Annotated in this window: 12 protein-coding genes; 1 reads left to right on the top strand and 11 read right to left on the bottom strand. The window is 65.7% G+C overall.

The window, feature by feature from the left end; genetic code table 11:
* Positions 1–70 precede the first annotated feature (70 nt).
* From ABIC65_RS01010 to ABIC65_RS00975, 8 genes are all read right to left on the bottom strand, one after another.
* Complete coding sequence (locus tag ABIC65_RS01010) at positions 71–952, bottom strand: hypothetical protein (protein WP_354306350.1); 882 nt, start codon at positions 950–952, stop codon at positions 71–73.
* Positions 953–1,027: 75 nt separating this feature from the next.
* On the bottom strand, positions 1,028–3,592 hold the full coding sequence (locus tag ABIC65_RS01005) for an excinuclease ABC subunit UvrA (RefSeq protein WP_354306349.1): 2,565 nt from the start codon (positions 3,590–3,592) through the stop codon (positions 1,028–1,030).
* An 80-nt stretch (positions 3,593–3,672) separates the two neighbouring features.
* Entirely contained in the window at positions 3,673–4,536 is an 864-nt protein-coding gene (locus tag ABIC65_RS01000; RefSeq protein WP_354306348.1) for an aldo/keto reductase, read from the bottom strand.
* The gene (locus ABIC65_RS00995) at positions 4,533–4,877 is read right to left on the bottom strand and encodes an antibiotic biosynthesis monooxygenase (protein WP_354306347.1); all 345 of its coding nucleotides are present in this window, start codon (positions 4,875–4,877) and stop codon (positions 4,533–4,535) included. The genes ABIC65_RS01000 and ABIC65_RS00995 overlap by 4 nt, the downstream gene beginning before the upstream one ends.
* Positions 4,878–4,880: 3 nt before the next feature.
* Positions 4,881–5,588, bottom strand: a complete 708-nt coding sequence (locus ABIC65_RS00990) for a hypothetical protein (RefSeq protein WP_354306346.1) — start codon at positions 5,586–5,588, stop codon at positions 4,881–4,883.
* A 205-nt stretch (positions 5,589–5,793) separates the two neighbouring features.
* Positions 5,794–6,648: an MEDS domain-containing protein gene (locus ABIC65_RS00985; RefSeq protein ID WP_354306345.1), complete on the bottom strand. Its 855-nt coding sequence runs from the start codon at positions 6,646–6,648 to the stop codon at positions 5,794–5,796.
* Positions 6,649–6,809: 161 nt separating this feature from the next.
* Positions 6,810–7,409, bottom strand: coding sequence for a hypothetical protein (locus tag ABIC65_RS00980; protein ID WP_354306344.1), 600 nt, complete (start codon positions 7,407–7,409; stop codon positions 6,810–6,812).
* A gap of 341 nt (positions 7,410–7,750) precedes the next feature.
* Positions 7,751–8,116: a DUF5335 domain-containing protein gene (locus ABIC65_RS00975; RefSeq protein WP_354306343.1), complete on the bottom strand. Its 366-nt coding sequence runs from the start codon at positions 8,114–8,116 to the stop codon at positions 7,751–7,753.
* 234 nt (positions 8,117–8,350) lie between these two features.
* Between ABIC65_RS00975 and ABIC65_RS00970 the strand changes: the two genes are divergently transcribed.
* The gene (locus ABIC65_RS00970; RefSeq protein ID WP_354306342.1) at positions 8,351–8,806 is read left to right on the top strand and encodes a hypothetical protein; all 456 of its coding nucleotides are present in this window, start codon (positions 8,351–8,353) and stop codon (positions 8,804–8,806) included.
* A gap of 13 nt (positions 8,807–8,819) precedes the next feature.
* Here the strand turns inward: ABIC65_RS00970 and ABIC65_RS00965 are convergent, their stop codons facing one another.
* The 3 genes from ABIC65_RS00965 to dnaK form a co-directional block, all read right to left on the bottom strand.
* Positions 8,820–9,431 (bottom strand): HdeD family acid-resistance protein, encoded by a 612-nt coding sequence (locus ABIC65_RS00965; protein WP_354306341.1) that lies wholly within the window; start codon positions 9,429–9,431, stop codon positions 8,820–8,822.
* Positions 9,432–9,476: 45 nt separating this feature from the next.
* Positions 9,477–10,130, bottom strand: coding sequence for a BON domain-containing protein (locus ABIC65_RS00960; protein WP_354306340.1), 654 nt, complete (start codon positions 10,128–10,130; stop codon positions 9,477–9,479).
* Between the two features lie 158 nt (positions 10,131–10,288).
* Positions 10,289–12,151: a molecular chaperone DnaK gene (dnaK, locus tag ABIC65_RS00955; protein ID WP_354306339.1), complete on the bottom strand. Its 1,863-nt coding sequence runs from the start codon at positions 12,149–12,151 to the stop codon at positions 10,289–10,291.
* Between the last annotated feature and the right edge of the window lie 55 nt (positions 12,152–12,206).

The raw sequence follows: 12,206 nt of genomic DNA, 5'->3' as shown, positions 1-12,206 counted from the left end.
AAATCGGTTTGCCAGCATCGTTGGCAGCCGGAGACCGCGGCGAAGACGGGGATGTGCTCAGGATACGCCGTCAGGAGCTCCGCCCGGCAAGCCATAGCGCTAGGTTGTGCGCATAGAGGCGGGCCGATCGGGCCGCCTCGGGAGTACGGGGAAGCGTATTGCCCGGCGGTTCGCTGACAAAGCTCGGCGCGCCCGCGGCCGGATCCCAATTGTAATCGGCGAAATGGTGGAAGGTCGACTGGGCGATGGCCGGCCCGCCCGCCTGGGACGGCTCGAACGCCACGGCGATGTTGAACCGCCGACCGGTAAGGGCACTCTTGCCGGTAGCGATCACCCGCGCGCTCGGATCTTCGGGTGGGGCGCCGACCGCGCCTTCGTGGGGATGGGCGGGCAGATAGCGCAGCACGCCGTGCTCCGCTTCGGGGTCCGCCAGCACGGGATGGCGTTCGCCGACGACCTCGATGCTCTGGTAATCGCCGTTCGCGCCTGAATGATAGTTGGGCCACAAAATCGTCGGCGTCCCGTCGTCGTCGATGCAGTGACGATCGGGATCGGGTTCCGGATTCTTCGAGTGGAAATAATGCGCGGCGCCGACCCCGCCGAGCGCGCAGATAGACGCGCCGAGATCCATATGGTCGCGAGTCACCATCAGCCCGCCGCCCTTCTTGCGGAAGCGCGAGATGGCGGCGCAGTCCTCGGCGTCGAGGCCGTCTCCGGTATCGACCGCGAACAGCCACAGCTGGTCATAACCCGAGGCGTCGAGGGTCGAAAGTACCGCGTCGGGCCCGGTCGCGCTGTCCCGGTCGCGGGCGGTGACCCGGGTCAGCGGCGCCCCGTCGCCATCCTTGAGCCCGGCGAGCAGGTCGCGCAGCATCGAGAAGCGCCCGATATGCCAGTCGTCGGCGATCGTCGGAATGGTGGTCTGCAGCAGAATGCGGATCGGTTCGGGCATCACAATACCTATCCTTTGCAGATCGAGTCGTCCCAAGGGTCTACGCCCTCCGCACGCACTAAAAAAGGAGATCGGTCATGGCATACGGCCCGCGGTCGGGACCGCCCGTCCGCCTGCCTCGTGGAGCGCACGCTTAAGATAGGGCGCGGTGCGACTTTCCCGGCAGGCGGCGACCTGCGCCGGCTGCCCGCTCGCGACGATCCGCCCGCCCCCATCGCCGGCGCCCGGGCCGACGTCGATCACCCAGTCGCTCGCCGCGGCCAGCTTCATGTCGTGGTCGACCAGGACGATACTGTTGCCGGCATCGACCAGCGCATGGAGCTGGCCGAGCAGTCGCTCGACGTCGGTTGGGTGAAGCCCGGTGGTAGGCTCGTCGAGTACATAGAGCGCCCCGCCGCGCTGGGCGCGTTGCAACTCGGTGGCGAGTTTCACCCGCTGGGCCTCCCCGCCCGAAAACTCGGTCGCGGGCTGCCCCAGGCGGAGATAGTTCAGCCCAACCTCACGAAGCACCTTCAGCGACCGGCAGACATTCGGCGCATCATCGAAGAATTCCCAGGCGCCCTCGACGGTGAGCGCCAGTACCTCGGCAATGGTCTTACCGCGGTAGCGGATCTCGAGCGTCTTGGGATTGTAGCGGGTACCCTGACAGGTTGGGCACGGGGCATAGACGCTTGGCAGGAAGAGAAGTTCGACCATGACGAACCCCTCCCCCTCGCAGCGGGGGCAGCGGCCCTTGGTGACGTTGAACGAGAAGCGGCCGGCATCGTAGTGGCGCTTCCTGGCCTCGGGGGTCGCTGCGAACAGCGCGCGGACATGGTCGAACAGACCGGTATAGGTGGCTAGGTTGGAGCGCGGCGTGCGGCCGATCGGCTTCTGGTCGACTTCAATCAGCCGCCTGACCCCCTCCAGCCCGCCGATGATGCGGCCTTCGGTCACGTCAGCGGGACGCTCGTCGAGCGCTGCTTCGGCATCGCTCACCGCTTCGGGTGCAACCGGGGCGCCTAGCGCGGCGGCGACCAATTCGACCAGCGCCTGGCTTACCAGGCTCGATTTTCCCGAGCCGGAGATACCGGTGACGGTGGTCATTACGCCGAGCGGGATCGCGCAATCGACCTGCTTCAGATTGTTGCGCGTGACGCCCTCCAGCTTCAGCCAGCCCGTGGGCTCGCGCTGTCGGCTCGGCAGCCCGCCGCCTTCGTCGAACAGGTGGCGCCGCGTCTCCGACCTCGCAACCCCGCGCAGGCCCTCGATCGGGCCGCTGTAGAGGATCTCGCCGCCCTGCTCGCCCGCCGCAGGGCCGACATCGACGATCCAGTCGGCGCGGCGGACGACGTCCATCTCGTGCTCGACCACGAACAGCGAATTACCGACCGCCTTGAGCCCGTCGAGCGCGCGAAGCAGTGCTTCGGTATCGGCAGGATGCAGACCGGCGGAGGGCTCGTCCATCACATAGACGACGCCGAACAGGTTGGAGACGACCTGGGTGGCGAGCCGCAGCCGCTGCGATTCCCCGGGCGACAAGGTCGGGGTGCTGCGTTCCAGCGTCAGATAGCCGAGGCCGAGGTCCAGCAGCACCGATAGCCGGCGGCACAGGTCGCCGGCGTTGTGCGCGACGACCAGCGCCTTTTCCGGATGAGCCTTGCGCAGCGCCTTGAGCCTGGCCGCTTTCGCCTCGGCATAGGGCGCGAAGATCTTCGAGAAACTTGCCATGGGCAGCCGGCTCATTTCGGCGAAGTCCAGCCCCTCGAAGCGAACGGACAGCGATTCTCGGCGCAGCCTCTTGCCGTCGCAGACCGGGCAGAGCTGGGCGATCATGAAGCGCGCAGCGCGCTTCTTCATCATCGCGCTCTGGGTGGTGGCGTAGCTGTGGGTGACATGGCGCTTCGCGCTCGAGAAGGTTCCCATATAGGCCGGTTCGATCTTGCGGCGGATCGCATGCTGGATCTCGTCATGGCTCCAGCCGGGATAGACCGGCACCTGGGGCTGCTCCTCGGTGAACAGGATCCAGTCGCGCACCCTCTTCGGAAGCTCGCGCCACGGCGTGTCGACGTCGATGCCGCGACTGATTAGGATGTCGCGCAGGTTCTGGCCGCCCCAGGCCGTCGGCCAGGCGGCAACCGCGCGCTCGCGGATGGTCTTCGAGGGATCGGGGACCATCGAGGCCTCGGTGACCTCGTGAATCCTGCCGAGGCCGTGGCAGCGCGGACAGGCACCCTCGGGCGTGTTGGGCGAGAAGCTTTCGGCATCGAGATGGGCCTGGCCCGGCGGATAGTCGCCGGCGCGCGAATAGAGCATGCGCAGCAGGTTGGAGAGGGTCGTGACGCTGCCGACCGACGAGCGCGTGGTCGGCGATCCGCGCTGCTGTTGCAGCGCCACTGCCGGCGGCAGGCCCTCTATCTCGTCGACCTCGGGCACCTCCGTCTGGTGGAACAGGCGGCGCGCATAGGGCGAGACCGATTCGAGATAGCGGCGCTGGGCCTCGGCATAGAGGGTGGAGAAGGCGAGCGACGACTTGCCCGACCCCGACACGCCGGTGAACACGACCAGTGCGTCGCGCGGGACGTCGACATCGACGTTCTTGAGATTGTGCTCGCGCGCGCCACGGACGCGGACGACGCCGGAGGCCTTGGTGTCTCGCATGCGAACCTCCTGACCGTTGAGACGCCGGGGCGCCGTGTTCGATTGCAGATGCCGCGCGGCAGCGTCTGAACCTCCAGAGACTACAGCATGGGTAGGCGGCGCGGGCGCGGCCCGAGCGGGAATGCGCGATCGATCCGCGCGATCTCGTCCGCACGCAGCCGCAACGCGCCGGCACCGGCATTGTCCTCTGCGTGCTCGGCGCTGGACGCCTTGGGGATTGCCAGTACCGATGGTCGCCGAACGAGGAAGCGCAACGCCACCTGGCGCGCGGTCGCGCCATGGGCTGCGGCGATCTCCTCCAGCACCGCGCCGCCCGGCGTGCCCGGCCCAGGGAAGTCGCCATGGCCGAACGGGCTATAGGCAACCACCGCGACGTCGTGCGCCTCGCACCATGGCAGCACGGCGTGCTCGATCGCACGTTCGCCGAGGTTGTAGAGTAGCTGGTTGCAGGCGATCAGGCCCTTGCCGCCGGCGTTCCAGGCGGCCTCCATATCGGGCACGTCGAAGTTGCTGACGCCCCAGGACAGGATCTTGCCCTGTTCGCGGAGCCGCTCGAAGGCGGCAAAGGTCTCCTCGAGCGGATGCGAACCGGGCCAGTGCAGGAGGTAGCAGTCCAGCTGGTCGGTCCCAAGCCGACCGAGCGAGCGCTCGCAGGCGGCCACGGTACCGCTGTGCGACGCGTTGCCGGGGAGCACCTTGGAGACGACAAAAACCTCGTCGCGCCGCCCCTTTATCGCCTCGCCGACCACGATCTCGGCGTCGCCATACATCTCGGCGGTGTCGATATGGGTGATGCCAAGATCAAGGCCGCGGCGCAGCGCTGCCACCGCGGTCGGCCGGTGCGCTTCGTCGATGTACCAGCTTCCCTGCCCGATCACGGATACCTCGCGCGGCACGGGGCCGAACGGACGCCGCTCCATGCCCGGGGAGCCGGGCGACGTCATCCGCGCACCTGGCCGCTGCTATCGGGCAACTTGAAGGCCAGCACCTCGGCATGCTCGATCCTGGGCGTGCCCTCCAGCAGCTCGGGGGTGCGCGCGACCAGCGCGCGTCCGACCTTGCCGGCGAGATGGGCGAGCCGCCCCGCATCGCTCGGGAAGGTGTCGAAGATCGCGAAGTCGTGGTCGCCGAAGCGGACCGCGTACCAGCTCGTCGTGTCGGGCTCCTCCAACACGGCTGCGAGACCATCGCGCAGGAACGTCTCGAGCGCCCCGCCCTTCCCGGATTGGGCGACGAGCCGGACGAACAGCGCCTTCTTCACCGGTGCTTCTTGTTGGTCGGTCACGGATCATCTCCTTGAAACGGTAATGGGGGAATGGGGCAGCATGTTCCCTCCATCGGAAGGTTTGGCGGAGCCTTGAACGGGTTGGGCGCGCACCGGAGCGAGGCTGGCCGCCCGAACGGCAGGCCGTGGAGGATGCTGATCGGCGATCAGCGGACGGCAAACATGATCGACCGCGGCAATGGTTGCGGCAAGGCGCAGCGCCAGGATGTCCTCCCCATCATCGACCCAGCCGATCGCGTTTTCCCAACGATCGCGCTCGGTGTCGTCGGCACGTTCGTTCGGGTCGCGGATGAGCGACTCGGCGGACGATATGATCTCGCCGTGGATCGCACGCATTTCCTCGAATGGACGGGCAGATTCCTCTCCGAAATAGGCCATGAAGCGATAGCGGCTCGCCTGGAGCTCGGAGAAAAGCGTGCTCTCCTGGGTCAGGCGTTCGATAGGCGAGGCATGCGATCGATGGCGCTGGTCCGGGTCGTCCACCTCCGGCGCCAGATCGAGCGGCCGGTACGGAAGCCGTGCCCAGATAAGCACGTCACGAGCGCGATAAAATTGGGCGAGCACGTCCTCCGCTAGTTCCGCCTTGCGCCGCCCCACAAGCTCCGAGCGCCAGGCATCTACGCCGCGAATGGCCGCCCATCCGGCGATCAGCGCCGCGAAGCCAGCCATCGCCGTTCCCGCCGCGGTCACCCATTCCGCCGAGACCATCATCGTCCTAGTCCTCAGCTGCGACCAATATCGGCAAGCGCCCAACGCCGTTCTTGACGGCGCCGTCGAGAGTTCAGACTAGCGGCGACAGGCCGGCCCGCCTTGACGATCGTCAGGTCGGCTTTGACTCCCGAAAAAAATGGCTGTCGCTACCGCGGGGCAGAGCACAGCCGGCTGCGCATGGCGGCAACGGCTACGCAAGCGCGGGTTAGGTGGGAAAGCACCGATGATTGCCGGCTTCGTGACGTCGCACGTCCATTAACGGCACCGCCGGCGAAGCAAGCGTCAACAGCCGTATCGCCTCGACCATGGTCCGCACGCCGAGGCGCCGGACAGCGCGCTCGCGATGGAGCTCGACCGTCCGAACGCTGAGACCAAGATCGAACGCGATGCCTTTGGTGGTGTCGCCCTCCGCGACAAGCAACAGAACCTGCCGCTCCCGCCGGGACAAGGATGCCACCCGGCTGGCGCATTCCAAAGCGTCGAGGCGATCATCCATCAGATGACTCTCGATCACCGTCCAACGCTTTTGTTGTTTGGCAAGAACAACCTCGTGGGCGCGAACGACGTCGAGGACATCCCCTGCCTTGCAAGACGAGAGCGGATAGGTGCAAAGCAAAGAAATCGGCCTATCGACAATAACTTTATTCAAGTAATTCTCATACTCCATGAAGGCTTGCCAATCTCTCTGCTGCAGCCAACAGGTGTGGCCACTGGCAGAAAGGCCAGCGTAGTTCTGCGTGAGCGCGGCGGCGAGTTTCTCGTACCAGATATCCACCATTGGGCCGGCCTCGAACGATCCACCCTTCTGATAAATGTCGGCCGCCGAATGGAGTTCGACCTCGCCGCGGCCGAGCGGATCGGCACTCATGCCCTCCGGCATCACCCACATGCAACGGTCCCCGCGCCGCGCGCCGGCCGCAAAAAATTGGCCGACAAGCTCGAGAAGGTCCTCTTCGGTTTCATAGAAGGCGCAAACGTGCGTGCCATGGCAGATCGCCGCTAGGACCGCGTCATAGGGCGGCTGGTCGGATGTGGACTGTGGCTCGGTGCGCTGCGCCATCGGCTCGTGGCCTCCCCGGAGACTCGCAGCTGTGGGGCCACGCGGGCGGACCCTACCACAGTTTGACGTTGGGGTGCCTACAGTTTCGCCAGCATGCCGAAGCAGTTAGCGCATGCCCGATACAGCGCTACCAGGAAGAGCGTGTGACTGACGCCATACGGTCACCGTTTGCCACAGCATCTCACCGTCTCGACCGCCAGGCCGAGATGATCGGCGATATCGTATCGCGAGATCGGCAGGAACAGTCCGTTGCTGCTGCTTTGCGGCGTGCGCTCGCGCAGCAGCATCAGATATCCGCCGACCTTGTCGAGCGCGGTGGTGCGGCCCTGTACCAACAGGTGATCCTCGAGACGCCGGACCGCGGCCGTCAGCCGGTCCCGAAGCATCGCGGCGATGGCCGGATAGCGTTCGACGAGCGTAGCGATCTGTTCCGGCCGGAAGGAGGCGATCTGGGTGTCGCTCGATACTGCCTCGGTCAACAAGGAAGCGCTCGACGGCACCAGACCGAGAAAGTCGCCGGCGACCGGGAGGTCGAGGATCTGGCGATGGCCATCCGCGCGGACGCAATATCGCCGTACCACTCCTGTCAGCAGGCAGCCGATGCGCCCCCCCGCAAACGCCGACTCGCAGGGTTGATCCCGTTGCCAGACGGTGATCTTGGCCGCGCCGTGAAGGGCGTCGACGGCGGCGTCCCGATCCTTCGCGTTCGTCTCCGGCAGTAGCGCATGAAAGATCCGCAGCACCGTTTCATCATTTCCCATGACATTCCCTCCTGGCGTATTCCGCAGGGGTATGCCCTGAGACGCGGGCGGGACATTCGTGGGTTCGGCTATAGGGGAAACCGCATATCGCTGTGCATGCCCGGCTCGGCCGTCTTCATGTCGCCAAGCCCCCTCGCCGCACTATCAGCGCGGCCCCCAAAGCGGGTTGGCTGAACCATTTCTGCCGGGATGATGAGCGCGCAGGGGATCGGTGCACCGGGTAAGAGGCCCGTCCCGGCCGCCAGCCGTTCGAAGCTACCCGCGACCGCCCCTTCGCGGTCGGCCCCATTTGGTCGGGCTCCACCACGCAAGCGACCCGCCATTGCCCCGGCCAATCATTGTCATGATGCTTGGGTTGGCTGTGGGCTATCGACCGGCGGCGGAAGCGCCACTGGATTTGCGAAGCGCACGATCTGGTGCCGATCGTCGCCGTCGATGATCTCTAGGGCAAGCAGCGTGCCGGCGACATGGTCGGCATGGATCTCGCGAGGAGACCGGATCAGGTGATCGACGCCGTCCAGCTTGATCTCCACCAGATCGTCCTTCCGATCGTAGCTCATCCCCAGCAGGGGCAGCCATTCGGCGAGGATCTGGTCGCCCAGGTCGAGCGACGCCACCTCGATCTCGGCGCGCTTGCCGATCAGCGCACGGGTGAATGTATCGAAAAAGGCCTGCCAAGCGCTTCGATCAAGCCGGCTGAACGCCATAACGACCTCCTCTGATAGGGATGATCCTTTTGGAGTGCCGGCGCCGGGTACGCCTTGACGAGCGTCAACGCTCCTCTCTTATAGCAATATCTGGCAGGTGTGCGCCATGATGGCCACGGCACCAATACGGTTGTCGATACGCTCGACGATCCCTAGCTTCGATAAATGAAAAGCACTGAACTAGGCGGAGAATCCGGCGCCCTGCCGTATATCGACGAGCGCCTGTGGGAGCGCGTGGCGCGCGATTTCGACGATGTTGGCCCGGATGCCTGTATCGCGGAAATCGTCGACGAGTTGCTCGCGCACAACCCGCACTATCTCGAAATGGCGCTGCGCAGCGCGCGCGACGTGGGCGATCCCAAGCGCATGCTCGCGGGGTTTGCTATGTTCTATGGGATCCTCTCGCTCGACGCGCGCGAGCGAGGTCGTCCGCTACCGCGCATCACGCCTGATACGCGCGACGCGATGACGGCGCTGGCAGGCGAATACGGGGACGCGCAATTCGTGACGCTCGCCACCGCGACGCTGCGCGAGGAGAATCCCTGCCTCATGCAGATGGCGGACAGCTTCGCCTCGCGGCACGACGATTATCTCGGGATCATGCAGGCCTTCGGGCTGCTTTATAAGAGCCTGTCGGCGCAGGCCATGATTGACGGGCTAGCCGGCGCGACAAGACGCCGTGCCGGCTAGCCCAGCTTCCTTGTCACTCCGAGGCGGGAACACGCCGGCCATGCGTGCGCCGCTCGGCCTGCCGCATGCGCAACCTGAACGCGAGTGAAAGCAGCATCGATCCGGCGAGCCAGGCCTGGAACGCGATCATCCAGGTAAGGGTGAACATCCCAACTTGCGGGAACAGCAGCAGCAGCACCCCCAGCGCCAGCGAAACGATACCCGCGAGGATCATCCAGACACGGCCGTGATCGGGGTGCAGCCGGAAGGCGCCGACGATCGCGATGGTTCCGGTCGCCAGCGCCCAGACCGTGAGTAGCGCGACGAAGGCAAAGACGGTGAGGTCCGGGTAGAAGATCGTCAGCACAGCGGCTGCGATGGCGACCAGACTGTGGAGCACCGGCCATCCCCAGCGTTCTTGGCGCCTCGCCCCGCGTACTGCCAGAATAATCGAAAAGGCCGCGTCGACGAGGCAATAGGCCGCGAAGACTCCGGCGAGCACCAGCAGCGTGATACCCGGCCAGAGCACCGCCAGCGTGCCGAGCACGATTGCGCCGACACCGCGCAACGCCATCGCCCACCAAAGGTCGGCAATGCGAGCGTTGCGCCGGTCCGGGGCATATAGCCGGTCGTAGGGCGTCGCCATGTGCATTCTCCTTCTTCCGATGGGCGATGCGCACACGTCAGCCGGTCACGGCATGATCGTGATGCGGTTGTCGACATGGGATACGCCCGGCGCGCGCCAGGCTGCGCGTTCGGCTTCCTGCCGTTCTGCCCAGGAGCGCACGGTCCCGCGCAGGACCACGTCGCCGCCGCTGGATTCGACCGTGATCCGATGCGCGTCGAGTTCGGCGGAGCGCTTCAGCGCTTCTTCGATCTTTGCCTTGATCTCGGCCGGCGATGTCAGCGGCTTGATCGTGATCATGTTGGTCACGCCCTTGAGACCCTTGACCCGACGCACGGCGTCCTCGGCGCGCTGGCTCTGAAACTTCCACTCGACATCGCCTTCGAGCGTGACCCAGCCATTGCGGGCGGTGACTTTGATGTGCTGCGACGAATATGGAAGCTCGCGCGTGATCGCCTCGACCGCGTCGCGGGCGATGTCGGGATCGGAACGCTCGTTTAGGGCCGGAAGCTTGACTTCGATATCGTTGGCGACCCCGCGGACGCCCTTGACCTTCTTGGCTTCGCCTTCGGCTTCATATTTCTGGCTGTAGCTGCGAACGAAGCCGGCGAGCGTGACGACGCCCTCCTTGACCGTAACCGCGATGTCGGTCGCGTCAATATCGGGATCCCAGCGCAGCGCGGCCTCCACGTCGCGCTTGATGTCACTGTCGGTAGCCATGGTCATTTTCCTCCAGGTATGTAGCGCCCGAGATACCGTCCGCCCGTGGGCGCCGCCTTGACGGTCGTCAGGCCGGTGCGCGCCGGCCGAAAAGAAAGGGCTCTCCCAGTCTGCACCGGAGAGCCCCAAAGAGAGCCAGGGTCCACGCTGGCCATGCACTAACTGCCCGGCACGTCTTCGAACTCGGCATCGACCACGCCGTCCTCGGGGGCGGGTGCGGAGCGCGCTTCGCCGGCAGGCTGCTCCAGCGTCATTGCGAGCTGCATCAGCGTGGCGGTCTTCGCCTCAAGCTCCGATACCGAATCCCCGGCGAGGGCGGCGCGGACCTCCCCCACCACTTTCTCGGCCGCAGCGCGTGCTGCCGGGTCGCCTTTGCCCGTGGCGAGCAGGCGCTCGACGCTTGCGATCGCGCTCTCGGCATGGTTGCGCGCTTCGACCAGCACCCGCCGCTTGCGATCCTCCTCGGCGTGCTGCTGCGCTTCCTTGACCATGCGCTCGATATCGGCCTGGCTGAGGCCGCCCGAGGCTTGGATGCGGATCTGCTGCTCCTTGCCGGTGCCCTGGTCCTTGGCGGACACGTTGACGATGCCGTTGGCGTCAATGTCGAACGTGACTTCGATCTGCGGCACGCCGCGCGGCGCCGGCGGGATGCCGACCAGGTCGAACTGGCCTAGCATTTTATTGTCGGCCGCCATCTCGCGCTCGCCCTGGAAGACGCGGATCGTCACCGCCTGCTGATTGTCGTCAGCGGTGGAGTAGGTTTGCGACTTCTTGGTGGGGATCGTGGCATTGCGGTCGATCATGCGGGTGAACACGCCGCCCAGCGTCTCGATGCCGAGCGACAGCGGAGTCACGTCGAGCAACAGCACGTCCTCGACATCGCCCTGCAGCACGCCGGCCTGGATCGCCGCGCCGATCGCCACGACTTCATCGGGATTGGCGCCCTTGTTCGGCTCGCGACCGAAGGTTTCGCGGACGCTTTTCTGGACCCTGGGCATGCGGGTCATGCCGCCCACCAGCACCACTTCCTCGATGTCGGCGGGCTTGAGCTTGGCATCGTCGAGCGCGGCCTTGCTGGGCGGTTCAGTGCGCCGGACGAGGTCGTCGACCAGTTCCTCCAGCTTGGCCCGGCTGAGCGGGGTGTTGAGATGACGCGGCCCGGTCGCGTCGGCGGTGATAAAGGGCAGGTTGACGCTGGTTTCCAGTGTCGACGACAGCTCGACTTTCGCCTTCTCCGCCGCTTCGCGCAGCCGCTGAAGCGCCATCCGGTCTTGCCGCAGGTCGATGCCATCGGAGTTCTTGAAAGTATCGGCGAGCCAATCGACGATGCGCTTGTCGAAATCCTCGCCGCCCAGGAACGTGTCGCCATTGGTCGCCTTTACTTCAAACACCCCGTCGCCGATCTCGAGGATCGAGACGTCGAAGGTCCCGCCGCCCAGATCGAACACGCCGATCTTTCCCTCTCCCTTCTTCTCCAAGCCATAAGCCAGCGCCGCGGCGGTCGGCTCGTTGATGATGCGCAGCACCTCGAGCCCGGCGATCTTGCCGGCATCCTTGGTCGCCTGGCGCTGGCCGTCGTTGAAATAGGCAGGTACGGTGATCACCGCCTGGGTGACCGTCTCGCCGAGATAGGCTTCGGCCGTCTCCTTCATCTTGGTGAGGATGAATGCCGATATCTGGGCGGGCGAGTATTGCTTGCCCTGGGCCTCCACCCAGGCATCGCCGTTGGGGCCCTTGACGATCTCGTAGGGGACCAGCGCCTTCTCCTTGGCCACGACCGGGTCGTCATAGCGACGGCCGATCAGTCGTTTGATCGCGTAGATCGTGTTCTCCGGGTTCGTCACCGCCTGGCGCTTGGCCGGCTGGCCGATCAGAATCTCGCCACTCTTGCCGAACGCGACCACCGACGGCGTCGTGCGGCCGCCTTCGGCATTCTCGATCACCGCCGCCTTGCCGCCATCGATCACCGCCACGCAGCTGTTGGTGGTGCCGAGGTCGATGCCGATCACCTTGCCTGCCATGTTCGCCTCCTCGCGCCTGTCACAGAATCCTGCACCCAAGCTCCGGCAAAGCGGG

It is taken from the genome of Sphingomonas trueperi, from assembly GCF_040545665.1.
GTDB classification, from domain to species: domain Bacteria; phylum Pseudomonadota; class Alphaproteobacteria; order Sphingomonadales; family Sphingomonadaceae; genus Sphingomonas; species Sphingomonas trueperi_B.
This window is presented reverse-complemented; position numbering and strand designations above follow the sequence as displayed.